Consider the following 24,911-nt stretch of genomic DNA (forward strand, 5'->3'; position numbering starts at 1 on the left):
GGACCTCACCCGCCCGGGGCCGCGGCCACCACCGCGTCGGTCAAGCGGTCGAGCACCTCCGAGCGCACGCGCCAGCGCTGCCAGAAGAGCGGCACCGAGCTCGTCTCCCCGCCGGGCAACGGCACGACGCGCCGGCCGGGGCGGGCGCCGGTGCCCGGCTCGTCGAGCTGGCCGTCGAGGAACATCCCCCAGCCCAGCCCGCGGCGCACCGCCTCGGCCATGTCGGCGGTGGTCGGCACCCGGTGGACGACGTCCGGCGGCGGGACGCCGAGGCGCTCCAGCTGCTCGTGCTGCAGCGTGTCGAGCTCGTTGAACCGCACCAGGGGGAGCCGGCGCCAGTCGACGGCGTCCGGTCCACCGACCCGCGCCAGCAGGTCCGCGTCGACGACGGGGTGGTAGCGCAGCGCGCCGATCGGGCGCACCGAGCAGCCCTGGACCGGCTGGCCGTCGGAGGTGACGGCGGCCAGCACCCGCCCCTCGCGCAGCAGGCGGGCCGAGTGCGCCTGGTCCTCCACGTGCACCTCGAGCGCGACGCCGGCCCAGCCCGCGACGGCCTCGAGCACGTCGTGGAACCAGGTGGCGAGCGAGTCGGCGTTGACGGCGACGGCGACCGTCCGGGGCGCGGCGTCGCCGCCGAGGCGCCGGGAGGCCTCCGCCGCCAGCAGGTCGGTCTGCCGGCCGAGGGCGACGAGCACCTCCCCGCTCGCGGTGGCGCGGCACGGCGCGGCGCGGCTCACGACGACCTGGCCGACCTGGGCCTCGAGTGCGCGGACGCGCTGGCTGACGGCCGACGGCGTGACGTGCAGCGCGCGGGCCGCCGCCTCGAACGTGCCGTGGTCGACGACGGCGACGAGGGCGGCGAGCTGGGCCGGCGCGAACATGAAGCAACGCTAAGGGATGCGAAGATCCTTTCGCTTCCCTTCACGAGTGGGCCGCCCTAGCGTCGAGCCCGTGCCCCTCCCCGACTCCGCCCTGATCGCCCTCGCCACCGGCCTGGTGACCGGGCTCGGCCTCATCGTCGCGATCGGCGCGCAGAACGCCTTCGTCCTGCGCCAGGGCCTGCTGCGCCGCCACGTCGCCGGGGTGGTCGCGGTGTGCGCCGTCTCCGACGCGGTGCTCATCACCGCCGGCGTGGCCGGCGTCGGCGGGCTGGTCGACGCCGCGCCCCTCGCGCTCGAGGTGCTGCGGTGGGGAGGGGTCGCCTTCCTCGTGACGTACGGCGTGCTCGCCCTGCGCCGGGCCACCCGGGGCGACGCGCTCGACCCGGCGGCCGCCGCGGGGGCGGGGGCGCGCCGTACCCTCCTGACGGCCGCGGCGCTGACCTGGCTCAACCCGCACGTCTACCTCGACACCGTCCTCATGCTGGGCTCCGTGGCCCAGCAGGAGGGGCCGGACCTGCGCTGGTGGTTCGCGGGCGGCGCGGTCGTCGCGAGCCTCGCGTGGTTCACGGCGCTGGGGTACGGCGCGGGCCGGGCCCACCGCCTGCTGTCGCGCCCGGCGACCTGGCGCGTGGTCGAGACGCTCGTCGGCCTCGTCATGCTGGCCATCGCCGCGCGGCTCGCGTGGGCACCGGTGGCCTGAGTCACGGCGCTCCAACCGGCGTCCGGCGTCGCGGCGAGCCCGCGCGGACGACGAGGGGCGGGGTCACGGGCCTCCTCTAGGATGGGAGCCCCGACCTCCGTAGCCCGCCCTCGCTGCACCGCCCGCACCTGCGACCGCGACCAGCACCGACCACGAAGGCCGTCACTCCTTGCTGCTCGCCGTCGTCGCCGCCCACCTCGTCCTCGCCGCGGTGGCCCCCGCCCTCGTGCGCCTGCTCGGCCGCCGCGCGTTCCTCGCCCTCGCCCTGCTCCCCGGGGCCACGACCGTCTGGGCGGCCACGCTCCTCGACGACGTGCGTGACGGCGGCACCGTCACGACGGTGGTCGACTGGGTCCCCGCGCTCCACCTCGAGCTGGCCTTCGCGGTCGGCACGCTGCAGTGGGTGATGCTGCTCGTCGTCGCCGGGATCGGCACGCTCGTGCTGACCTACTGCGCCTGGTACTTCGAGGACGGCGCGCCCGGGCTCCCGATCTTCACGACCAGCTTCGTCGCCTTCGTCGGCGCCATGCTCGGCCTCGTCATGGCGGACGACCTGCTGGTGCTCTTCGTCTTCTGGGAGCTCACGACGATCTTCTCGTTCCTGCTCATCGGGTTCGAGCCGACGAAGCGCTCCAGCCGGCTCGCGGCCATGGAGGCGCTCGTCGTCACCACGCTCGGCGGCCTCGTCATGTTCGTCGGCATGCTGCTGCTGGGCCGCGAGGCGGGGACGTTCCGCATCAGCGAGATCCTCGCCGACCCGCCGGCCGGCACGGCGGTGACGGTCGCCGTGCTGCTGCTGCTCGTCGGGGCGGTCAGCAAGTCCGCGATCTTCCCCTTCCACTTCTGGCTGCCCGGCGCGATGTCGGCGCCGACCCCGGTCAGCGCCTACCTGCACGCGGCCTCGATGGTGAAGGCCGGCATCTACCTCGTCGCGCTGCTCGCGCCCGCCTTCGCCGACGTGCCGGGCTGGCACCTGTCGCTGCTGACGCTGGGCACCGTGACGATGCTCGTCGGCGGCTGGCGGGCGCTGCGCCAGATCGACGTCAAGCTGCTGCTCGCCTACGGCACCGTCAGCCAGCTGGGCTTCCTCGTCGTCGTGCTCTCCATCGGCTCGCGCACGGCCGGGCTCGCGGGGCTCGGCCTGCTGGCGGCCCACGCCCTGTTCAAGGCGACGCTCTTCCTCTCCGTCGGCATCGTCGACAAGCAGACCGGCACCCGCGACCTGCACCGGCTCTCCGGCGTCGGCCGCGCGATGCCGGCCGTCGCGGTGGCCGCGATCCTGGCGGGCGCCTCCATGGCCGGCCTGCCCCCGCTGCTCGGGTTCGTCGCCAAGGAGACCGTCTTCACCGCGCTGCTCGAGCTGACCCACGGCGAGACCGCCGGCGTCCCCGGCTGGGCCGGGTGGCTCGTCGTCGCCGGTCTCGTCGCCGGCTCGGCGCTGACGGCCGGCTACACGGCGCGCTTCCTGTGGGGTGCGTTCGCCGCCAAGCCGGGCGTCGAGGCGACCGCGGTGAAGCCGCTCCACCCGGCGTTCGTCGTCTCCCCGGTCGTGCTCTCCGCGCTCGGCCTGGGCCTCGGCTTCGCCGGCGCGGCGCTGACGACCGTGTTCTCGCCGTACGCCGACACGCTCGTCGCGGGCGAGCACGAGGAGTACCTCGCCCTCTGGCACGGCCTCGGGCTGCCGCTGCTGTTCTCGCTGGTCACGCTCGTCGGCGGCGTCGCGCTCTTCGTGGTGCGGGAGCCGCTGTGCCGCTTCCAGCGGCGGGTGGCGCTGCCGGTCACGGCGGAGGGCGTCTACCGGTTCTGCATGCGCGCGGTCGACCGGGTCTCGGTCGAGGTCACCGGAACGCTGCAGCGCGGCTCGGTGGCCAACTACCTCGCGATCATCCTCGGCGTCGTGCTGCTCCTGCCGGGGTACGCCGCGGTGCGGGCCGTCGCGACCGGTCAGTCCCCCGTCGAGCTCGTGGCCTGGGACCGCATGGCGCAGCCGGTGATCGGCGTCGTCGTCGTGGCGGCCGCGATCGCGACGGTGCGCTCGCGCCGGCGGCTGCGGGCCGTGATCCTGGCCGGCGTCACCGGGTACGGCGTGGGCCTGCTCTTCCTCGTGCAGGGCGCGCCCGACATCGCGCTGACGCAGGTGCTCGTCGAGACGGTCAGCCTCGTCGTCTTCGTCCTGGTGCTGCGCCGGCTGCCGGACTACTTCACCAACCGGCCGCTGAGCCGCCAGCGGTTCTGGCGCATGGGGCTCGCGGCGCTGTTCGGCACCGCGGCCGCCGGGTTCATGGTCGTCGCCGCGGCCGCCCGCACCGCCACGCCCGTGTCCGCCGCCTTCCCCGAGGCGTCGGTCGAGTTCGCCTACGGCAAGAACATCGTCAACACGACGCTGGTCGACATGCGCGCCTGGGACACGATGGGCGAGATCTCCGTGCTCGTCGCCGCCGCGACCGGCGTGGCCAGCCTGATCTTCCTCGACACCCGGATGTCCGGCATCCGCCGCGTCCACGACATCCCGTACCCGAAGGGCGTCGAGAAGCAGCCCACGTCGCCGGGGCGCCGGGTGTGGCTGCCCGGCCCGCGCACCCTCAGCCCCGACCGCCGCTCGATCATCTTCGAGGTGGTCACCCGGCTGGTCTTCCACGTGATCATGGTGTTCGCGATCTACCTGCTCGTCGCCGGCCACAACCAGCCCGGCGGCGGCTTCGCGGCCGGCATGGTGACGGGTCTCGCGCTCGTCATCCGCTACCTGGCCGGGGGCCGCTACGAGCTCGACGAGGCCGCGCCGATCGACGCGGGCATCCTCATCGGCACGGGCCTGTTCATCTCCGCGCTGGCCGGTCTGGCGCCCATGCTCTTCGGCGGGGTGCCCCAGCAGACGGCGGACTACTACCTCCACCTCCCCCTGCTGGGCGAGGTGCACCTGGTCTCCTCGATCTTCTTCGACATCGGCGTCTACCTCGTGGTGGTGGGACTCATCCTCGACCTGCTCCGCACCTTCGGCTCGCGCCTGGACCGCCAGATCCTGCGGGCGGAGCGCGAGGGCCGTCCGGCCGGCTCCGGCTCGAAGCCCGGGGCGGTGGTCTGACGTGGAGGTCAACGCCACCCTCGTGGTGACCTGCGGCGCCCTCGTCGCCTGCGGCACCTACCTGCTGCTCGAGCGCAGCCTGACCCGCGTGCTCGTCGGCCTCGTGCTGCTGAGCAACGGGGTCAACATCATGTTCCTCATCTCCAGCGGGCCGTCGGGGAGCTCGCCCATCGTGGGCTCGTCGGATCCCTCGGAGATGACCGATCCCCTCCCCCAGGCGCTCGTGCTGACGGCCATCGTCATCACACTCGGCACGGTCGCCTTCCTGCTCGCCATGGCCCACCGGTCCTGGCAGCTGCACGAGCACGACGACGTGCAGGACGACGTGGAGGACGCCGCCATCCGCAAGCTCGCCATCGACGACGCCACGTCCGACAGCTACGGCCTGACGACGCGGGCCCAGCGGGACGACGACGAGGCCCCCCGGGAGGACGGCGCATGACCAACCTGGTCCCGCTCCCCGTGCTGCTGCCCCTGCTGGGCGCCGGCCTCGCCCTCATGCTGTCGCGCCGCCCGCAGGCGCAACGGGCGGTGACGTTCGGCGTGCTGGTCGCCATCGTCGTCATCGCCGCCGTGCTGCTCGTCGCCGCCGACCGGGACGGGCCGCAGGTGGTGTGGCTCGGGGCGTGGGAGGACATCGGCATCGCGCTCGTGGCCGACCGCCTGGCCGCGCTCATGCTGCTCGTCTCGTCGGTCGTCACGCTCGCGGTCCTCGCCTACTCCATCGGCCAGGGCATGACCGGCGACGAGTCGGAGGCGCCGGTCTCGATCTACCACCCGACCTTCCTGGTGCTCGTCGCCGGCGTCTCGAACGCCTTCCTGGCCGGCGACCTGTTCAACCTGTTCGTCAGCTTCGAGATGCTGCTCTTCGCCAGCTACGTGCTGCTCACGCTGGGCGGGACGGCGGCCCGCGTGCGGGCGGGCACGATCTACGTCGTCGTCAACGTGACGTCCTCGATGCTGTTCCTCATCTCGCTGGCCGCGGTGTACGCCGCCGTGGGCACGCTCAACCTCGCGCAGATCGCGCTGCGGCTCGACGACCTGCCCCACCACGTGTCGCTGACCCTGCAGCTGCTCCTGCTCGTCACGTTCTCGATCAAGGCGGCCGTCTTCCCGCTGTCGCTGTGGCTGCCCGACAGCTACCCGACCGCGCCCGCCCCCGTCACGGCCGTCTTCGCGGGCCTGCTGACGAAGGTCGGCGTCTACGCGATCCTGCGGCTGCAGACCCTGCTGTTCCCCGACAGCCCGCTGACCGACCTGCTGATGTGGGCGGCGCTGATCACGATGCTGGTGGGCATCCTCGGCGCGGTCGCGCAGTCGGACATCAAGCGCATGCTGTCCTTCACGCTGGTCAGCCACATCGGCTACATGATCTTCGGCATCGCCCTGGCCACCGAGGCCGGGCTGTCGGGTGCGGTGTTCTACGTGGCGCACCACATCACCATCCAGACCGCGCTGTTCCTCGTCCTGGGCCTCGTCGAGCGCCGCGCCGGCAGCACGGCGCTGCTCCGCCTCGGCGGCCTGGCCCGGCTGGCGCCGCTGCTGGGCGTGCTCTTCTTCGTGCCGGCGATGAACCTGGCGGGCATCCCGCCGCTGTCCGGGTTCCTCGGCAAGGCCGGGCTGCTGCAGGCCGGCCTCGCCGACGGGTCGTGGCTGGCGGTGCTGCTCGTCGCCGGCGGCACCCTGACGAGCCTGCTGACGCTGTACGCCGTCGCGAAGACCTGGGCGCTCGCCTTCTGGCGGTCCCCGGAGCAGGCGCACGAGATGATGCGGATGCTGCCCACCGGAGCGGACCCGGCCGAGGACACCACCTCGTCGGCGCCGCACCTCGTGCGCCACCGCGGTCACGTGCACGTCGGCTCGGTCGCCTTCGGCGAGCGCGACGTCGCCGAGGCCAAGCGGGTGGCGGACGACGACGAGCCGGACCGTGACCTCCACCAGCGGCTGCAGGACGGCTCGCTGCCGTCGCGCCTCCCGGCGTCCATGGTCGTGCCGGCCGCCGGCCTCGTGCTGGTGAGCGTCGCCATCACGTTCCTGGCGGGCCCGCTGTTCGCGTTCACGGACCGCGCGGCCGACGACCTGCTCGAGCGCACGCCGTACCTCTCCGCCGTTCTGGGGGACGAGGGATGAGCCCGCAGATGAGGACGACGCGGTCGGGTCTGCAGCGCCCGGCGCGCTACCGCTCCGTGCAGTGGCCGATGGTGCTGGTGCTCACCCTCGTGTGGTGGGCGCTGTGGGGCAGCTACAGCGCCTTCTCGTTCGTCGGCGGCATCGTGGTCGCGGTGGGGGTCTGCCTCGTCTTCCCGCTCCCGCCCCTGCGGATGCAGGTGCGGCTGCGGCCCTGGGCGTTCGTCGTGCTGGTGGCCCGGTTCCACTGGGACGTGCTGGTCGCCAGCGTCCAGGTCGCCCGCGTGACCCTCTTCCCGCCGAAGGACCTGACGAGCGCCCTGGTGGAGGTGCCGCTGCGCACCGAGTCCGACTTCGTGCTCACCGTCGTCGCCCAGCTCGCCTCGCTCGTGCCCGGCAGCGTCGTGGTCGAGGTCCACCGCGCCAGCCACACGCTCTACCTGCACGCGCTCGACGTGTCCGACGAGGCCGACCTCGAGGACGTGCGCCGCCGCGTGCTGGCGCAGGAGGACCGGGTGCTCAACGCGTTCGGCGGACCCGAGGAGCACACCCTGACGGAGGTGGACCGATGACCGTCATGACGGCCCTCATGGCCGTGGCGGGGCTGCTGCTCGGCGTCTCGGCGCTGCTCGTGGTGCTGCGGATGGCGCTGGGCCCCACGATGCTCGACCGCGCCATCGCGTTCGACGTGCTCATCGCGGTCAGCATCTGCGCCGTCGCCGTCGAGGCGGCGATCGACGCCAACACCGAGACGATCCCGCTGCTGCTCGTGGCGACCCTGCTCGGGTTCGTCGGCTCCGTCAGCGTCGCCCGGTTCTCGCCGGGCAGCGACGACGTCGAGGCCGAGGAGTCCGACGACCCCGACAACCGCGCGCGGCTGGCCCAGCGCCGGGCGCGCAGCCTGCGCGAGGACAGCCTGCGGGCGAGGAGGATGAAGCGATGAGCCTGACGGACGTCCTCGACGTGGTGGCCGCGGCGCTCCTGCTGCTCGGAGCGCTGCTGACCCTCATCGCGGCCATCGGGCTGCTGCGCTTCCCGGACCTGCTGACCCGGATGCACTCCGCGACCAAGCCGCAGGTGCTCGGCCTGCTCCTCGTCGTGCTCGGGCTCGCCCTGCGCCTGCGCGACCCGTCCGCCACCGCGCTGCTCGTGCTCGTCGCGGTCTTCCAGATGGTCACCTCGCCCGTCGCGTCGCACATGGCCGGGCGCGCGTCGTACCGCGCCGGGCAGGTGCGCGACGACCTCCTCGTCGCCGACGAGCTCAGCGAGGCCCTGCCGCGGCTGAAGGAGAACCGCGGCGCCCCGTGACGAGGCGTGGCGGGTTGTGGCGTCGGGTGTCGCCCGGAGGCAGGTCCGGGGCCGGTACGACGGCCCGCCCCGCCGCGCGCCGATCTCGCTCGGCGGGGCTCGAGGCCGCGCCCGGCCCCGGACGCGCGAGAGCCCCCGAGCATCGCTCGGGGGCTCTCGTCATGCCGGGGACGCCCGGGGGCGTCGGCGGTCAGCGCGTGAAGCGCTGCTCCTTGCTCCACCGCTCCTTCTTGCGACCCGCGCCCTGGGGCGCGTCGTCGCGGTTGCGCGGGCCGCGCTCGGAGCGCTCGGGGCGGTCGGTGCTGCGGGCGCCCGCCGGGGCGCCGTCGCGGTTGCCGCGGTAGCCACCCTCGCGGTTGCCCTGGTAGCCGCCACCCTCGCCGGAGCGCTCGGGACGGTTGCCCTGGTGGTAGCCACCCTCACGGTTCCCGCGGTAGCCACCCTCACGGGCACCACCCTCACGGTTGCCCTGGTAGCCACCCTCGCGGTTCCCGCGGTAGCCACCCTCGCGGGCACCACCCTCACGGTTGCCGCGGTAGCCGCCCTCGCGGTTGCCCTGGTAGCCGCCACCCTCGCCGGAGCGCTCGGGACGGTTGCCCTGGTAGCCACCCTCACGGTTCCCGCGGTAGCCACCCTCACGGGCACCACCCTCACGGTTGCCCTGGTAGCCGCCGCCCTCGCGGTTGCCGCGGTAGCCGCCCTGGCCGCCGCGGTTGCCGAACGAGCGCGAGCCGCCGCCACGGGGGCCGCCCTCGCTGCGGGGGCCGGCGGAGCGCTGGGGAGCGGCCTCGCCGGACTCGTCGAGAGACTTCACGGTCAGCGGACGCTGCGCCTTGCGGAAGTCGTGGTGGCGCACCTCGACCGCGGCGCCCTTCTGCAGGCGGACGACGGAGGAGAGGAACTTCGGCGTGGTCAGCGTGACGACACCACCGTCGTCACCGGCGCGAGCCGTGCGGCCCGAGCGGTGCAGGTAGGCCTTCGGGTCGGAGGCCGCGTCGAAGTGCACGACGAGCTTGACGCCGTCGACGTGGATGCCGCGGGCGGCGACGTCGGTGGCCACGACGGCCTGGGCGTCGCCGGAGGAGAACCGCGCAAGGTTCCGCTCGCGCACCCGCTGCGACAGGTCGCCGTGCAGGTCGACGGCCGGGAGGCCGGCCTGCTCGAGGGCGTCGGCGAGCTCGATGGCACCCTCACGGGTGCGGGTGAAGACGATCGTGCGGCCGTTGGCCTTCACGAGGTCGACAGCGGCGTCGACCTTCTCGCGGAAGCCGCCGACGACCATCGTGTGGTGGGTCATGGTGGTGACCGCACCGGCGTTCGGGTCGAGCTGGTGCAGGCGCGGGTCGCGCAGGTGGTGGCGCACCAGCGTGTCGACGTCGCCGTCGAGCGTGGCGCTCAGCAGCATGCGCTGCGTGCCGGCCGGCGTCATGCCGACGAGCTCGTCGACGACCGGGAAGAAGCCCAGGTCGCAGAGGTGGTCGGCCTCGTCGAGGACGGTGACCTCGACGTCGTCGAAGAAGCAGTAGCCGTTCTCGAGCAGGTCGCCCAGGCGGCCCGGCGTCGCGACGACGATGTCCGCGCGCTGGCGGAGCTGGCGGGTCTGGCGCTCGTAGGGCACCCCGCCGTACACGGTCGTCAGCTTGAGGCCGACGGCCTCGGCGAGCGGCTGCATCGAGCGCGTCACCTGCGTGGCGAGCTCGCGCGTTGGCACGATGATGACGGCGCGGGGGTGACAGGGGCGGCTGCGCTTGCCCGCGAGACGCTGCATCACGGGGATGCCGAACGCCAGCGTCTTGCCGGAGCCCGTCTGGGCGCGGCCCAGGACGTCGTGGCCGGCGAGGCCGTCGGGGATGACGGCCTGCTGCACCGGCGTGGGCGACGTGATGCCCTGCACGGCGAGCGCGGCGATGAGGTCGGCGCGCAGCTCGGGGAACGACGGGGCGTCCTCGGCGGCCGCGGCGAGCGCCTCGGCGATCTCGGTGGCCTCGTCGGCCTCGGGGACCTCGACGTCGGTGGTCGCGGGGGTCTCGTCGGCGGCGGGGGCCTCCGACTCGGCCGCGGCGGCGGCCTCGGTCTCGACGGACTCGATCGGCGCGGACTCCGTGGCGGGGTCCGTCACGACGGGCTCGGCCGTCGGGTTCTCGGAGGTGCTGCTCGGGGCAGCGGTGTGCTCGGGGGTGTGGGAAGACAAAGCGGAACCTTCAATTCACAGCGGTGACGGGCATGCGTCTGCGCGCGGAACCGCGGGTGCGGAGCCGATGGGCCTGACGAGACGCGATCTCGATGAACCCGATCGCTGGTCTCTGCATCCCCTGGAGCGGGGACGCACCACACCGGGTGCAAGGAAAGAGGTGGCTGCCGCCGCGAGGGGCGGACCACTGGCCGTCGTCAAGAGTACGCCGCTGCTCCCCCGACCGTGAATCCTCACGATTGTCTCGTGGGTCACCCCCGGGACGGCGGACGCCGTGGTGGCAGTCTGTGCCCGTGAGCACCGATCCCGCCGACGAGACGTCGGGCAACCCGACCACGACGCCGCCCGACAGCCGGCCCGTGCTGATGCGTCGTCGCTGGTGGGTGACCTTCACGGTGCTGCTGGCGGCAGTCGTGGCCGTCGTCTGGTGGGTGCGCCAGCCCGACGCCGACCCGCCCGCCGACGACCCGGAGAGCTCGAGCGAGAGCGGCGAGGCCGGCGGGGCCGGGGACGGCGCGGCCGCGACCGACGGGACGCTGGCCGTGCCCGACGGTTTCGACGTCGGCGGCACGGCGTGGGAGCGCGACACCTCCCCCGCGGCGCAGCAGCGGCTCGACCAGGCGCTCGAGGTGCTGTCGGACCGGCCGGCGGGGGCGGAGGGCGGTCCGGAGGGCGGCGTCTACGCCGTCGAGGGCACGAGCGACCCGGCCGAGCAGCTGGTCGCCGTGGTGCTGGCCAGCGAGGCCCTGGGCACCGCCCCGCCCGCCGAGATCGCTGCCCAGACGGTCGAGTTCAACCTGGGCCAGGAGATCGTCTCCGACGAGGTCGACGGCGGCGGCGTGGCGTGCGGCTTCGTGCCCGTCCTGCTCGCGGACGAGCAGCAGGCGCAGCAGTGGTTCTGCGCGGCGGCGTACGGCGACGCGGTCGCCAACCTCCTGCTCCCCCTGTCGGTCACCGACGCGGCCGCGGCCACCACGCAGGCCACCGCCTTCTACGAGGCCGCCCGCGCCTGACGGTCGCGGGGACCGGCGCGCTCCCGGCGCTCAGCCCTCCCCGCCGAGCGGCAGCAGCAGCTGCGCCGGCCCGTCGGCGCTGACGCGGACCGGCACCCCCCAGTCCTGCTGGTGCAGGTGGCACGCCGCACCCTCGGCGGGCACGCCGTCCGGCGCCACGTCGCACGACGCGGCGCGCGCGGCCACGTGGAGCACGCCCTCCCCGACGGCCGGGTCGAGGACGAGCCGGCGCACCAGGTCGGTGCCCCGCCCCTCGCCGTCGCGCAGCAGCGCGGGCGGGGTGGCGGAGACGAGGAGCTGCGAGGGCGGACCGAAGCGGTCGTCGACCTTCTGGCCCGGCGGCGGCGTGAAGGCGACCACGAGCTCGACGCCGCCCGCGACCTCGGTGACCGGGCGCTGCGTGGTGTGAGCGAACCCGTCGGTGGCGACGACCCCGCCGAGGGGCACGCGGGTGAGGCGGTGGGCCGTCGACTCCACGACCACGAGGTGGTCGCCCTCGACGTGGGCGCCGCTGGGCTCCGCCAGGTCGGTCGCCAGCGTCGTCAGCTCGCCCCGCTCGCCGGCCCGCGGGTCGAAGCGGCGCACCGCGCCGTTATAGGTGTCGCAGACGGCCACCGAGCCGTCGGGCAGCACGGTGACGCCGAGGGGGTGCTGCAGCAGTCCCGCGTCCTCGTCGTGGCCACCGGGGCCGTCGCGGAACCCGAAGTCGAACAGCCCGGAGCCGACCGCGGTGCGGACCTCGCCGGTCGTGCCGTCCACCCAGCGCAGCGACGAGGTCTCGGAGTCGGCCAGCCAGAGGCGGTCCCCGTCCACCGCCAGGCCGGAGGTCTGGGCGAACCACGCCGACGCGAGCGGGCCGTCGAGGAGGCCCTCGTTGGTCGTGCCCGCGGCGACCTCCACCGCACCGGTGAGGGGGTCGAGGGTCCACAGCTGGTGGATGCCGGCCATCGCGACCCACACCCGGTCGCGCCACCACACCACGTCCCACGGCGAGGACAGCCGCTCCGTGCCGTCGCCCTGCATCCACTGCGTGCCGTCGCCGGCGAGCACCCGGGTGCCGCCGTCGGCGAGGGTGAGTCCCACCAGCCGGTGGGCGACGGTGTCGGCGACCACCACGTCGTACCCCACCCGCTGCGCCACGTCCGCCGGCAGCAGGCACAGCCCGTTGGGCTCGCGGAACCCGCCGAAGCGGCGCAGCACGGGGCCGTCGGCACCGGCGAGCTCGACGACCTCGTCGTGCCCCGCGTCCGCGACCAGCACCTTCCCGTCGGGCAGGGGCACCGCCTTCGCGGGGAAGCGCAGGTCGCCCGCGACGGCGGGCGGCGGGACGTACGGCGAGTCCCCCGGCTGCAGGGTGCCCCGCGCGCGGTGCTCGACCACCAGCTCGTCGAGCAGCCGGTCGACGGCGTGAGCGTGGCCCTCCCCCGCGTACTGGGCCACGACGTAGCCCTCCGGGTCGACGAGCACCAGCGTCGGCCACGCTCGGGCCGTGTAGGCCTGCCAGGTGACGAGCTCGGGGTCGTCGAGCACGGGGTGGGCGACGCCGTACCGCTCCACGGCGGCCACGAGCGCGTCCGGGTCGGCCTCGTGGACGAACTTCGGGCTGTGCACGCCGACGACGACGAGGTGGTCGGCGTGCTTCTCCTCCACGGGGCGCAGCTCGTCGAGGACGTGCAGGCAGTTGACGCAGCAGAAGGTCCAGAAGTCGAGCAGCACGAAGCGGCCCCGCAGGCCGCCCAGCGTCAGGGGCTCCGCCACGTTCAGCCAGCCGCGCCCGCGCAGCTCGGGGGCCCGGACCCGGGGGACGGTGCCGTCGTTCCTCGTCATGCGGGCGAATCTAAGCGGCGCCGCCGACCGTCCCGACGTGGCCCTCCACAGGACGCCGCGGGGCCTCCCCGTGGGTCGGCGCCGTGGCTACTGTGGCGCCCATGACGACGCAGGAGTCCGTGCCCGCGACCACCGCCCCCGACGACGACACCGCCCGCCTGGCGGCGTACGTCGACGTGTGGTGGCTGGCGGTCGGCGAGGCCCTCGAGCTGGCCGAGCAGGTCCCCGACGACGCCTGGACGACGCCGACCGAGCTGCCGGGGTGGACCGCGCGCGACGTGCTGGCCCACCTCGCACACCTCGAGGCCGTCGCGGTCGGCGCCGAGCACACGCCGGTGGACGTCGGTGAGGCACCGCACGTCCGCAACGACATGGGCCGCTTCTGCGAGGAGGGCGTCGTGGCGCGGCGGGACTCGCCGCCCCGCACGCTGGTGCACGAGCTGCGCGCGGCGGCGACGACGCGGCGCACCGCGCTCGCGGCCACCCCGCCCACCGACCCGACCGCCCCCGCACCGGGCGCCTTCGGCGCGATCGGCTGGGACACGGAGACCTTCCTCGGCAACCGCCCCCTCGACGTGTGGATGCACGCGCTCGACATCCGGCGGGCCGTCGGCCTGCCGGGCGAGGTGGAGGGGCCGGCGGCGTCGTACGTCGCGACCAAGCTGCTGCGCTCGTTGCCGTTCGTGGTCGGGAAGCGGGCGCAGGCGCCCGTTGGTACGACGGTCGTGCTCGACGTCGCGGGACTGTCCCCCGTCGCGGTCGAGGTGGGCGCGGACGGCCGGGCGCGGGAGGTCGACGTCACGGCCGTGGCGAGCCCGTCGGTGCGGCTGTCCTGCGACCTGGAGACCTACGTGCTCGCCGCGGGCGGGCGCGGGACGCTCGACCCGGCCGCGTTCGGCGTCGAGGGCGACCGCGCGCTCGCCGACCGCGTCCTCGCCAGCCTGGCGGTCACGCCGTGAGCGCCTGGTCGCTGGCCGACGTGCCGTCACTGACCGGCCGCACGGTGGTGGTCACGGGTCCGACCAGCGGGCTCGGCGAGGTCACTGCGCTCGAGCTGGCCCGCGCCGGCGCCCGCGTCGTGCTGGCCGCCCGCAGCGAGGCGAAGCTGGACGTCACGGAGGCGGACATCCGCCGCGAGGTGCCCGGCGCGCAGCTGGAGCGCCTGCTCGTCGACCTGTCGTCCCTGGCCTCCGTGCGCGCGGCGGGCGCCGCCGCCGCGCCCCTCGGCGCGATCGACGTGCTCGTCAACAACGCGGGCGTGATGGCGACGCCGGCGCGCCGCACCGACGACGGCCTCGACCTGCAGATGGCGACGAACCACTTCGGCCCGTTCCTGCTGACCGGCCTGCTGCTCCCGCAGCTCGTCGAGGGCGGCGAGGGGCGCGTCGTGACGGTGTCGTCGATGATGCACACCATCGCGCGCACGCCGCCGCTGGGCGACCCGCGGCGGGCACCCCGGCGCTACAGCCGGTGGGGCGTCTACGGGCAGACGAAGCTGGCCAACCTGCTGTTCACCCACGAGCTGCAGCGCCGGGCCACGGCGGCCGGTCTCCCGCTGCGGGCGCTGGCGGCGCACCCGGGCTACGCGTCGACGCACCTGCTGTCCTACGGGCAGACGGGCGGGTCGGGCGGCGGGGCCGCCTCGATCCTCGACGCCGTCACCCGGTTCACCGCCCAGTCGGCGGCGCAGGGTGCGCAGCCGACGATCATGGCGGCCACCGCGGACCTGCCCGGCGGCACCTACTGCGGACCCGGCGGGTTCCGGGGCATCCGCGGCAAGCCCCGGGTCGTGGGTTCCACCGCGCTCTCGCGCGACGCCGAGGCGCAGCGACAGCTGTGGGAGCTGAGCGAGGAGACCGTCGGGCTCACCTGGCCCTGACCGAGGTCGCCGGCCCACGGCCGGTCCCGGTGGTCGAGGTGGCCGCCCCCACCTGTGGTTGAGGTCGCCGCGCCCACCCGGTGGTCGAGGCGGCCGCCCCCACCGGTGGTTGAGGTGGCCGCGCCCACCCGGTGGTTGAGGTGGCCGCGCCAGCGGCCCTCGAAGGCACGCCCATCCACCTGCGCCCGCCCGGTGGTTGAGGTGGCCGCGCCAGCGGCCCTCGAAACCACGCCCGGCTGCCCCTCTGGGCCCGCTCCGGATATGGCCTGACCTGCCAGAACTGGTCCGGTGGAGAACCCTCGATCGGGTCCGAGAATGTCGGTGGTCGCTGGTGTGATGGGTCCATGACCGAGACAGCGCTGCACCCCCTCGCCGGGGTTGCTGCGCGTCTGCACGCCGACCTCGACGACGGCTTCGACCTCGGTCTGCTGACCCTCGGGTCCGCCGCGACGGGTGCCGCCCTCGTGGAGCTCGAACGCGCTGCGAACCGCCTCTCGGCGTTGCAGTCGCGGTTGCTGGCCCACGCCGTCGAGGTGCGGGTGGAGGAGGAGACCGGTGCGCCGTCGACCGCGGTGTGGTTCGCGAACGCCACGCAGGTCACCCGCGCGGAGGCGCACCGTCGGGTCCGCACGGCGATCGCGGTGGACGAGCAGTACGACGCCCTCGCCACCGGCTGTGCGTCCGGGGAGGTCTCGCCCAGCCAGGCCGAGGCCGTCGTGCGGGCGCTGGACGACCTGGGCGGTGCCATCAGCGCGGAGGTCCGGGCGGATGCCGAGCGCGCACTGGTGGGGTTCGCGGTCGATCACGACGCGAAGGACCTGCGGGTGCTGGGCCGGCGCATCCTCGACGTCGTCGCCCCCGCTGTCGGCGAGGCCCACGAGGCGGAGGTGCTGGCCCGTGAGGAGCGGGAGGCCGCCGCCAAGGTCCGGTTGACGATGCGGGAGGACGGCCACGGCAGTGTCCACGGTCGGTTCACGATGCCGGAGATGCACGGGGCGATGTTCGCGAAGATGCTCGACGCCATCGCCTCGCCCCGACGGGATCACCTACGCGGCGGGGCGGACCACGACGCCGCTGACGACACGGGCGACGCTCGGCCGTCGTGGGCGCGCCGCGGTCAGGCGTTCGTCGAGCTGATCGAGCGGATGCGCGACGCCGACCTGCCCGACGCCGCAGGAGCGGGGGCGACGGTGGTGGTGACGATGCAGGTCGCCACCCTCACGGGCGGTCTCGCTGCGGCGTCCCTCGACACCGGGCACCGCATCTCGCCCGGCGAGGCCCGACGGCTCGCCTGCGGCGCGGACCTCGTGCCGGCGGTGCTCGGCAGCAAGAGCGAGGTGCTGGACCTCGGCCGGTCGGCGCGGTTGCACAGCAAGCCTCAGCGGATCGCGATGATCCTGCGCGACGGCGGCTGCACCGCCGACGGATGCGACGCACCACCCCACCGCTGCGAGGCCCACCACGAGGACCCCTGGTCACGAGGAGGCCGGACCTCCGTCGCGAGGGGGCGGCTCTTGTGCTGGCGACATCACCGCGTCGCCCACGACCCGACGTACCTCACCGAGACCCTCGGCACCGGCAAGCTCCGGTTCACCCGGCGGAACTGAGCAGCCCCCACGATCGGGCCCCGGTGGTTGAGGTGGGTTGCTCTGACAACCCCTCGAAACCACGCCCAGGAACCCCGTCGTGGTTCCGAGGGCCGCTGGCGCGGCCACCTCAACCACCGAACAGGCGCAGCCACCTCATGCCCTCGGTGGTTGAGGTGGGTTGCTCTGGCAACCCCTCGAAACCACGCCCGAACAACCCCTCGTGGTTCCGAGGGCCGCTGGCGCGGCCACCTCGACCACCGCACTGGCGCGGCCACCGCGTGCCTTCGGTGGTTGAGGTGGGTTGCTCTGGCAACCCCTCGAAACCACGCCCAGGTTCCCTCGTGGTTTCGAGGGCCGCCGGGGCGGCCACCTCCACCACCGGACAAGCTCGGCCACCGCATGCCCTCGGTGGTTGAGGTGGGTTGCTCTGGCAACCCCTCGAAACCACGCCCGAACAACCCCTCGTGGTTTCGAGGGCCGCTGGCGCGGCCACCTCAACTACCGGACAGGCGCGGCCACCTCGACCCCACGCCCCTCGCAAACCGCTCGCGCGCGCTGCCCCACCCCGCGACGATGCGACCCGTGGACACGGTGGTGTGGATCGACGAGGCGGAGGCGGGGTGCTGCGGGCCGGCGTTCGCGGTCGCCGACGTCGTCGCGTGGCCCCTCACGGCCGACGTGGAGGCCCCCGACGGCCTGCATGACCTCGACCCCGAGCTGGGGTAGGTCGCGTGGCGGCTGTCCCTGCACGACCAGCCCGCGCCGGCCGCGCAGCGCGGCAGGGTGCGGCGCATCCGCGCGCTCAAGACCGACGTCGACCCCGAGCCGCCGACCCGGTGGCCGGCGCCGCCCCGACCGCGGCGGGGCGGCTACGCGCCGGGGCCGGAGCTGGCGTCGTACCTCGTCGACGTGCCCCAGGTGCACCGCGACGACGAGCCCTCGTCCGCGGACCGGCGCATCGCCGGGTGGCTCGTCGACCTCGACCTGTTCTGACCCCCGGGAGCCGGGGGCCGGGAGCCGGAGCCAGGAGCCTCAGCGCGAGCGCGGACCGAACGACGGCGTGATCTTCGCGAACGCCGACTCGCGGGCGACGCGGGCGTTGCGGGTCGCGAGCAGGAGCACCTGCTCGATGCGCTCGCGACCGAAGGTACGGCGCGCGCTCGACGTCTGCGCGCCGTCGAAGAGCCGCTTGGCGGCAGCGATCGCGTCGGGCGACTTCGTGCGCAGCGTCTCCGCGAGCGCCTCGGCGGCGGCGACGGGCTCGGGGTCGAGCTCGGTCACCAGGCCCAGGTCACGGGCCTCCTTGCCCGAGATGACCTCGGCGGTCATGGTCAGCTTCTTCGCCACGTCGATGCCGACGAGCTCGGAGATGCTCCGCACGCCGCTCATGTCGGGGATGAGGCCCCACTTGCCCTCGAGCACCGACCAGCGGGAGTCGGGGGTGGCGATGCGGAAGTCCGCTGCCAGCGCGATCTGCAGCCCGCCGCCGTAGCAGTGGCCGTGCACGGCCGCGATCACCGGCACGGGCACCCGGCGCCAGGCCCAGCAGGCCTCCTGGAACTTGTTGGTCCCCCGCAGCGGCGACGGCAGCAGCGCCGCCGCGATCGCCGCCGGCTTGCGCATGACGGACCCGAAGTCGAGACCGGCGCAGAACGAGTCCCCCTCGCCCGAGATGACGACCGCCCGCAGGCTGCGGTCGGTGCGCAGCCAGCGGGCGGTGCGGATCAGGTCGTCGAGCGTCTCGAGCGTCAGCGCGTTCAGCTTGTCGGGACGGGCCAGGCGCACGTGCGCCACGCCGTTCTCGACCGTGCAGGTGACGTATGTGGTGGTCGGCGAGGAGGCGCGCATGTCCGCGATGGTACTCGCGGGTAACGAAGCGCGCCTCCCCCCGACTCAGCGGAAGCGCTTGCTGACGTCCGCGGCGCTGTGCGAGGAGCCCGAACCGGCGGGCCGGGCCGCGCCGGAGCGAGCGGCGCCCGCACCGGCAGTGCGGCCCCCGCCGGAGCGCGCGCCGCCCGTGGAACCACCACGGCCGCCGGCCGAGCCGGAGCGGCCGGAGCCGCCGGAGCCGCCCTGACCGCCGGCGGGACGCGACGAGCCGGACCCGCCCTGGCCGGAGCCCCCGCCGGAGCCGCTGCGACCACGGCGCCGGCGCGGTCGGCCGCCCCCGCCACCGCGGCGCTCGTCGGAGCCCTCACCCGAGCCGGAGGTCGAGCCCGAGCCGCGGCCCCCCGAGGCGACCTCGGTCGTCAGGTCGAGACCACCGGGGACGAGCGTGCGCTCGCCCGGGGCCAGCTCGGCGAGGACCGCGTCGGTGGGCCCGGCGAGCTTGGTCGTGCGCGGTCGGATGCCGGCGGCCTTCGTCAGGGCGCGCACGTCGCGCGCCTGGTCGTCGGTCATCAGCGTCACGACGGTGCCCGCGGCGCCGGCGCGCGCCGTACGCCCGGAGCGGTGCAGGTAGGCCTTGTGCTCGGCCGGCGGGTCGGCGTGCACCACGAGCTCAACGTCGTCGACGTGGATGCCGCGGGCCGCGATGTCGGTGGCCACGAGGGTGGTCGCCCGGCCGGCGTGGAACGCGTCCATGTTGCGGGTGCGGGCGCCCTGCGACAGGTTGCCGTGGAGGTCGACCGCCGGCACGCCCGCCTTGTTGAGCTGGCGGGCCAGCGCCTTGGCGCCGTGCTTCGTGCGGGTGAAGACCACGGTGCGGTCGGAGCCGCTCGTGAGGTCGACGAGCACCGGCAGGCGGTGGTCGCGGCTCGCGAGGTGCAGCACGTGGTGCTCCATCGCGGAGACCGGCGACTGCGCCGAGTCGGCCTCGTGGGTGACGGGCTGGTGGAGGAACTGCTTCACCAGCGCGTCGATGGCGTTGTCGAGCGTCGCCGAGAACAGCAGCCGCTGGCTGCGCTTCGGGGTCGCGTTGAGCAGGCGTCGTACGGCGGGCAGGAACCCGAGGTCGGCCATGTGGTCGGCCTCGTCCAGCACGGTGATCTCGACGTCGCCGAGGCTGCAGTGGCCCTGGCCGATGAGGTCCTCGAGGCGGCCGGGGCAGGCGACGACGATGTCGACGCCGCGGCGCAGCGCCTGCACCTGCGGGTTCTGGCCGACGCCACCGAAGACGGTGCGCGTCGTGAGGCCGCTCGCGGCCGCCAGCGGGGCCAGCGACTCCTCGATCTGCCCGACGAGCTCGCGCGTCGGGGCCAGGATCAGGGCGCGCGGGGCGCCCGGGCGCGGACGGCGGGCGGCGCCGGCGGTGAGGCGCGCCACCAGCGGCAGGAGGAACGCGTAGGTCTTGCCGGAGCCGGTGCGGCCGCGGCCGAGCACGTCACGGCCGTTCAGCGAGTCGCCGAGCGTGGCGGCCTGGATCGGGGTGGGGACGGTGATGCCCTGCGCGGACAGCACGTCGCAGAGGGCGGTGGGCACGCCGAGATCGGCGAAACCGGGAGAAGTCATGAGGGGGGTCGACCTTCGTCAGCTGACGTCCCACCTGGGGGCCCGGCCGGCGACGGGGCCGGCGGGCACGTGCCGCGTCGGAGCGGCCACGTCCGCCGCCACGAGGGGCGGACGCTCGGTCCGAGGTGAGACGGGACGGGCCGACGCGACCAACCTAGCCGTGCGCCCCGACGTACGACGATTCCCCACCCCCCGCGCGGGGGGTGGGGTGGCCGAGGTCACGCCGCGGCCGGGACCGGCTCAGGACCAGGCGAGCGCGTCGTCGTCGAGGTCGGCCCCGCGGATCGCCCGCAGGTCGGCCACGTAGTTCTGCCGCAGCCGCCACGGGGCCTCGGCGCCCTGCTTGGGCAGCTGGTCGATCGAGCGGAGCACGTAGCCCGCCTCGAAGTCCATGAACGGCTCCTCGGGGACCGCGGGGTCGCGCCGCACCTCGACCTTGCGCAGCCCCGAGCCGTGCAGCCGCCCGAGCACCTTCGAGACGTAGTCGGCCACGAGATCGGCCTTGAGCGTCCACGAGGCGTTGGTGTAGCCGATCGTGTACGCGAAGTTCGGCAGCCCGGTGAGCATCAGGCCGCGGTAGGCCATCGTGGTGGGCAGCGCGACCTCCTCGCCGTCGACCGCGAAGCGGATGCCGCCGAACGCCAGCAGGTTGAGCCCCGTCGCGGTCACCACCACGTCGGCCTCGAGCTCCTCCCCGCCCTCGAGCCGGATCCCCGTGGGCGTGAACGTCTCGATGCGACCCGTCGCGACCGACGCCCGCCCCGAGCGCAGCGCCTTGTAGAGGTCGCTGTCGGGCACGACGCAGAACCGCTGGTCCCACGGGTCGTACGGCGGGTTGAAGTGCGTGTCGACGTCGACCTGCGGCAGCTGGCGGCGCGTGTAGGCCCGCACGGCCTTCTTCACGGGGCCGGGGAACTTCTGGCTCACGTTGTAGAACGCCATCTGCTGCAGCACGTTGCGCCAGCGCACCACCTGGTAGGCGGTCATCTCGGGCAGCACCTTGCGCAGGGCGAGCGACAGCTTGTCCTTGGCCGGGATCGAGATGACGTACGTCGGGGTGCGCTGCAGCATCGTCACGTGCGCGGCGGCGCCCTCGCCCGACGACAGCGACGGCACCAGCGTGATGGCGGTCGCCCCGGACCCGATGACGACGACCCGCTTGCCGCTGACGTCGAGGTCCTCGGGCCAGTCCTGCGGGTGCACGAACGTGCCCCCGAACTGCTCCTCGCCCGGGAAGGTGGGCCGGTAGCCCGAGGCGTAGTCGTAGTAGCCCGAGCAGCAGTAGAGGAAGCCGGCCGTGTACGTCGTGGGCTCGCCGTCGACGAGCGCCTCGACCGTCCAGCGGGCGGCCGCCGAGTCCCAGGACGCGCCGACGACGCGGTGGCCGTAGCGGATGCGCTCGGTCAGGCCGAACTCCTCGGCGGTCTCCCGCACGTACTCCCGGATGGCGGGGCCGTCGGCCAGGGCCTTCTCGCCGAGCCACGGCTTGAAGCGGTAGCCGAGCGTGAACATGTCCGAGTCGGAGCGCACGCCCGGGTAGCGGAAGAGGTCCCACGTGCCGCCGAGACGCTCGCGCGACTCGAGGATGACGAGCGAGAGACCGGGGTGGTCCTGCGCGATGCGGGCCGCCGCGCCGATGCCCGACAGGCCGGCGCCGACGACCAGGACGTCGACGTGCTCGGCGGGGGCGACGTCACGCACGACCTCGTCGTGCGGGGCGGGGCCGGTGCTGCCGGCGGCCCCGGCGTCGTCCGCCGAGGTCGACGGGTCGCCCGGGACTGCGAGGTCGGTGGGCTCGGGGGTGTCGCCGGAGCGAGCCGGTGTCTGCGCCATGGTCGGGATCATGGCGCAGACACCGGCTTGTTGTCACGCGTTCAATAGCGCGACGGGTGGTCGATCAGCGGTTCAGAAGATCTCGCCGCCGGGCACGATGTTGAGGCGGAAGTCGCTCGTCGCGGCCGGGTCACCCGTGTACTCCGTGACCTCGATCTTGTAGGCCTCGCCCTCGACGACCTCGATGGCGCACTCCTCGTCGTCGTACGAGCTGTCGCGGTTGCACAGCTCGGCGCGGGCCCCGTCGAGCACCCGCAGGCGGAAGTCGATCGCCCCGCCCGAGCCGCCGCCGGCCACGTCGATGAGCTCGATCGTGATGACGCCGGACGCCGTCGCGGTGATCGTCGTGCTGGCACCGCCCGGGGGCATCGTCGTGCCGCCCGAGGTGCTGCCGTCGGGCAGGACCGCCGCGCCCGGCGTGCCCGACGTCGTCGGCTCGTCGGTCGGGCTGGGGTCGGCGTCGGTCTCCTCGATCGTGAGGCCGGAGTCGGTGACGACGGCGAGCACCTCGCCGTACAGCGTGCACTCGTCGCCGTCGCTGCAGAAGAAGTCGGTGAACATGCCGCTCGGCACGGCGTACTCCCCGTCGGTGTCCTCGTAGATCGCCGCGCCCACCTCGGCGCCGTCGGCCAGCTCGACCTCGTCGCCCGGCTGGATGCGCTCGGCGTCGATGACGTCGACGTAGACCTCGATCGACGTCAGGTCCTCGTCGCCGTCGTAGGCGATCCGGATCTCCTGCGTGCCGTCCTCGGCCGCGTCCCAGCCGCTGACGCCCGCGCCCTCGAACCAGCCCTCGTCGACGTAGAAGTCGTCGAAGTCGTAGGTCGGGTCGGAGAGGTCCTCCTGCTCGGAGGACAGCACGATGATCTGCCCGGCCTCGGCCTCGACCTCGATGACGGCCTCGTCGCCGTCCATCTCGACCTCGTTCACCGCGCCGAGCTCGATGCCCGAGCCGCTGTCGCCGCCCTCGGTCGACGACGTGTCGTCGCCGCCCGGGTCGTCGTCGCCGCCGTTGTCGTCACCCTTGAAGACCGTCAGCATCAGCACGGCCACGATGGCCGCGACAACCAGCAGCGCGACGATCGACCAGATGATGATCCACTTGCGCTTGCCGTTGCCCCCGGAGCCGCCCGCCCCGCCGGGGGGCGCGCCGTACTCCCCGCCGTCGTAGCCGCCGGGCCCGTAGCCGCCCTGGTTGAACCCACCCTGGTCGTAGCCGCCCTGGCCGTACTGGCCCTGGTCGTAGCCGCCCTGGCCGTACTGGCCCTGGTCGTAGCCGCCCTGGGGCGCGGCGTAGCCACCACCGTACGGCGGAGGCGCACCCTGGTCGCCCTGGCCGGCCTGGCCGCCCTGGCCGCCCTGGCCGTAGGCACCGGAGAAGGTCGTGGGCGCCTCGCCGGAGGGGCCGCCGTACTGCCCCTGGGGCGCGTACGACGGGGAGCCGGTGGCGCCGAAGGGCTGCGTGGGGTGGTTGCCGGAGCCGTGGACGTTCGTGGCGTCGCTCGGGGTGCCGCACTCCTCGCAGAACGCGGAGTCGGGCGGCAGCTCGTGGCCGCAGGCGGTGCAGTTGGTCATGACGGATTCCTTCCAGCGCCCGGGCCTTCGGGCGAGCGACGTGAGGCTACCGGGTGGCGAGCCCGGCCGGGGCGCTCCCTACCCCGCGGCTCACCCCGCCAATCCAACGGATCGGAGGGTGCCACGTCACGCCGACGGGCCGCGGGGATGCTGGTGCATCCCCGCGGCCCGTCGTGGTGCCTCGGCGTCGGCTCAGGCGGCCTTCTCGACCTTCCGCGCCGCGGCGAGGCGGCGGGCCTGCTGGTCGAGGCGCAGCTGCGCGACGCGACGGACCTTGCGGTCCCCCGTCGTCATGGCCCACAGCAGCTTGAGCTGGCCCGGCAGGTTCGAGCGGTTGGTCGTCTCCAGCCAGCCGTTGGGCAGCGAGAGGCGCACGACCTTGTGCCAGGCGGAGTAGACCTGCGCCACCAGCGGGGCCTCGTGGTAGTTCAGCTCGTACTTGTCGAACAGCGCCTTCACCTTCGGTGCGACCTCGGCGTAGCGGTTGCTCGGCAGGTCGGGGAAGAGGTGGTGCTCGATCTGGTGCGACAGGTTGCCCGTCATGAGGTGCATGGCCTTGGAGCCGGAGATGTTGGCGGAGCCCAGCATCTGGCGCAGGTACCACTCGCCGCGGGTCTCCTTCTCCGGGATGGCGGCCTTCTCGTAGGTCTCGACGCCCTCGGGGAAGTGGCCGCACATGATGACGGAGTGGCTCCACAGGTTGCGGACCAGGTTGGCCGTGAAGTTCGCGGCCAGCGTGGGCAGCAGCGACCCGGTGGGCGCCGACAGCAGCGGGTGGACGACGTAGTCCTTCGTCGCCTGCTTGCGGATCTTCGCCAGCGTGGCCCGCGCCGACTTCTTGAACGACTCGGGACGCTTGTCCTTCGGCGTCTTCAGGTTCTTGCCGAGCTCGAGGTCGTAGGCGGCGATGCCGTACTCGAAGAAGCAGGCGTTGATGAAGTTCCACACCGGCTGCGCCAGGTAGAAGGGGTACCAGCGCTGGTCCTCGTCGACGCGCATGATGCCGTAGCCGAGGTCGTTGTCCTTGCCGATGATGTTCGTGTACGTGTGGTGCAGCTCGTTGTGGCTGTGCTTCCAGCCCTCGGCCGTGGACGCGTTGTCCCACTCCCAGGTGGTCGAGTGGATCTTCGGGTCACGCATCCAGTCCCACTGGCCGTGCATGACGTTGTGCCCGATCTCCATGTTCTCGAGGATCTTCGCGATCGACAGCCCGATGGTGCCGGCGACGAAGGCGGGCGGGAACGCGCTGGCGAGCAGCACGGCGCGCGAGCCCAGCTCGAGCTTGCGCTGCACGTCGATCACCTTGCGGATGTACGCCGCGTCGCTGCCGCCGCGGGCGTCGAGCACCTCCTGGCGGATGGCGTCGAGCTCGCGACCCAGCTCCTCGACGTCCTCGGGCGACAGGTGGGCGATGGGGCTCTCGGACTTCTTGCTGACGACGGTCATGGGTGGATCC

General features: G+C 73.9%; 21 protein-coding genes. 13 read left to right on the top strand and 8 right to left on the bottom strand.

Annotated features, from left to right (window positions below):
* Positions 1-5 precede the first annotated feature (5 nt).
* Positions 6-881, bottom strand: a complete 876-nt coding sequence (locus INN71_RS06340; protein ID WP_301799907.1) for an ArgP/LysG family DNA-binding transcriptional regulator — start codon at positions 879-881, stop codon at positions 6-8.
* A 70-nt stretch (positions 882-951) separates the two neighbouring features.
* Between INN71_RS06340 and INN71_RS06345 the strand changes: the two genes are divergently transcribed.
* The 7 genes from INN71_RS06345 to mnhG all read left to right on the top strand — a co-directional run bounded on the left by INN71_RS06345 (position 952) and on the right by mnhG (position 8,098).
* Positions 952-1,581, top strand: a complete 630-nt coding sequence (locus INN71_RS06345) for a LysE/ArgO family amino acid transporter (RefSeq protein ID WP_277499044.1) — start codon at positions 952-954, stop codon at positions 1,579-1,581.
* A 169-nt stretch (positions 1,582-1,750) separates the two neighbouring features.
* On the top strand, positions 1,751-4,663 hold the full coding sequence (locus INN71_RS06350; RefSeq protein ID WP_301799908.1) for a Na+/H+ antiporter subunit A: 2,913 nt from the start codon (positions 1,751-1,753) through the stop codon (positions 4,661-4,663).
* A gap of 1 nt (position 4,664) precedes the next feature.
* Positions 4,665-5,105: a Na(+)/H(+) antiporter subunit C gene (locus INN71_RS06355; RefSeq protein ID WP_301799909.1), complete on the top strand. Its 441-nt coding sequence runs from the start codon at positions 4,665-4,667 to the stop codon at positions 5,103-5,105.
* Complete coding sequence (locus tag INN71_RS06360) at positions 5,102-6,793, top strand: Na+/H+ antiporter subunit D (protein WP_301799910.1); 1,692 nt, start codon at positions 5,102-5,104, stop codon at positions 6,791-6,793. Before INN71_RS06355 ends, INN71_RS06360 begins: the two co-directional genes overlap by 4 nt.
* A gap of 8 nt (positions 6,794-6,801) precedes the next feature.
* Complete coding sequence (locus INN71_RS06365; protein WP_301799911.1) at positions 6,802-7,362, top strand: Na+/H+ antiporter subunit E; 561 nt, start codon at positions 6,802-6,804, stop codon at positions 7,360-7,362.
* Positions 7,359-7,733, top strand: a complete 375-nt coding sequence (locus INN71_RS06370) for a monovalent cation/H+ antiporter complex subunit F (protein ID WP_277499054.1) — start codon at positions 7,359-7,361, stop codon at positions 7,731-7,733. The genes INN71_RS06365 and INN71_RS06370 overlap by 4 nt, the downstream gene beginning before the upstream one ends.
* Complete coding sequence (gene mnhG / locus INN71_RS06375; RefSeq protein WP_301799912.1) at positions 7,730-8,098, top strand: monovalent cation/H(+) antiporter subunit G; 369 nt, start codon at positions 7,730-7,732, stop codon at positions 8,096-8,098. Before INN71_RS06370 ends, mnhG begins: the two co-directional genes overlap by 4 nt.
* A gap of 190 nt (positions 8,099-8,288) precedes the next feature.
* Here mnhG and INN71_RS06380 read toward each other — a convergent pair whose 3' ends face one another.
* Positions 8,289-10,289, bottom strand: a complete 2,001-nt coding sequence (locus INN71_RS06380; RefSeq protein ID WP_301799913.1) for a DEAD/DEAH box helicase — start codon at positions 10,287-10,289, stop codon at positions 8,289-8,291.
* 293 nt (positions 10,290-10,582) lie between these two features.
* On the opposite strand from INN71_RS06380, the gene INN71_RS06385 reads away from it, so the two are divergent.
* A complete protein-coding gene (locus INN71_RS06385) occupies positions 10,583-11,302 on the top strand; it encodes a hypothetical protein (RefSeq protein ID WP_301799914.1) in 720 nt (239 codons plus the stop codon).
* Positions 11,303-11,332: 30 nt separating this feature from the next.
* On the opposite strand, the gene INN71_RS06390 is transcribed toward INN71_RS06385, so the two are convergent.
* Positions 11,333-13,129, bottom strand: coding sequence for an NHL domain-containing thioredoxin family protein (locus INN71_RS06390; RefSeq protein ID WP_301799915.1), 1,797 nt, complete (start codon positions 13,127-13,129; stop codon positions 11,333-11,335).
* 101 nt (positions 13,130-13,230) lie between these two features.
* Between INN71_RS06390 and INN71_RS06395 the strand changes: the two genes are divergently transcribed.
* The 5 genes from INN71_RS06395 to INN71_RS06415 all read left to right on the top strand — a co-directional run bounded on the left by INN71_RS06395 (position 13,231) and on the right by INN71_RS06415 (position 17,590).
* On the top strand, positions 13,231-14,088 hold the full coding sequence (locus INN71_RS06395) for a maleylpyruvate isomerase family mycothiol-dependent enzyme (RefSeq protein WP_301799916.1): 858 nt from the start codon (positions 13,231-13,233) through the stop codon (positions 14,086-14,088).
* The gene (locus tag INN71_RS06400; RefSeq protein ID WP_277499064.1) at positions 14,085-15,008 is read left to right on the top strand and encodes an oxidoreductase; all 924 of its coding nucleotides are present in this window, start codon (positions 14,085-14,087) and stop codon (positions 15,006-15,008) included. Before INN71_RS06395 ends, INN71_RS06400 begins: the two co-directional genes overlap by 4 nt.
* Before the next feature lie 344 nt (positions 15,009-15,352).
* The gene (locus INN71_RS06405; protein WP_277499065.1) at positions 15,353-16,615 is read left to right on the top strand and encodes an HNH endonuclease signature motif containing protein; all 1,263 of its coding nucleotides are present in this window, start codon (positions 15,353-15,355) and stop codon (positions 16,613-16,615) included.
* A gap of 564 nt (positions 16,616-17,179) precedes the next feature.
* The gene (locus tag INN71_RS06410) at positions 17,180-17,323 is read left to right on the top strand and encodes a DUF6578 domain-containing protein (RefSeq protein ID WP_277499066.1); all 144 of its coding nucleotides are present in this window, start codon (positions 17,180-17,182) and stop codon (positions 17,321-17,323) included.
* A gap of 57 nt (positions 17,324-17,380) precedes the next feature.
* Positions 17,381-17,590: a hypothetical protein gene (locus tag INN71_RS06415; RefSeq protein WP_277499067.1), complete on the top strand. Its 210-nt coding sequence runs from the start codon at positions 17,381-17,383 to the stop codon at positions 17,588-17,590.
* A 39-nt stretch (positions 17,591-17,629) separates the two neighbouring features.
* On the opposite strand, the gene INN71_RS06420 is transcribed toward INN71_RS06415, so the two are convergent.
* From INN71_RS06420 to INN71_RS06440, 5 genes are all read right to left on the bottom strand, one after another.
* Positions 17,630-18,445: a crotonase/enoyl-CoA hydratase family protein gene (locus tag INN71_RS06420; RefSeq protein WP_277499068.1), complete on the bottom strand. Its 816-nt coding sequence runs from the start codon at positions 18,443-18,445 to the stop codon at positions 17,630-17,632.
* 45 nt (positions 18,446-18,490) lie between these two features.
* Complete coding sequence (locus tag INN71_RS06425; protein ID WP_301799917.1) at positions 18,491-20,047, bottom strand: DEAD/DEAH box helicase; 1,557 nt, start codon at positions 20,045-20,047, stop codon at positions 18,491-18,493.
* A gap of 240 nt (positions 20,048-20,287) precedes the next feature.
* Complete coding sequence (locus tag INN71_RS06430) at positions 20,288-21,880, bottom strand: NAD(P)/FAD-dependent oxidoreductase (protein ID WP_277498122.1); 1,593 nt, start codon at positions 21,878-21,880, stop codon at positions 20,288-20,290.
* Positions 21,881-21,952: 72 nt separating this feature from the next.
* Positions 21,953-23,455: a zinc ribbon domain-containing protein gene (locus INN71_RS06435; protein ID WP_277498121.1), complete on the bottom strand. Its 1,503-nt coding sequence runs from the start codon at positions 23,453-23,455 to the stop codon at positions 21,953-21,955.
* Positions 23,456-23,647: 192 nt separating this feature from the next.
* On the bottom strand, positions 23,648-24,901 hold the full coding sequence (locus INN71_RS06440) for an acyl-CoA desaturase (RefSeq protein WP_277498120.1): 1,254 nt from the start codon (positions 24,899-24,901) through the stop codon (positions 23,648-23,650).
* Between the last annotated feature and the right edge of the window lie 10 nt (positions 24,902-24,911).

This window comes from Nocardioides sp. ChNu-153, from assembly GCF_030466625.1.
In the GTDB taxonomy this organism is placed as follows: domain Bacteria; phylum Actinomycetota; class Actinomycetes; order Propionibacteriales; family Nocardioidaceae; genus Nocardioides.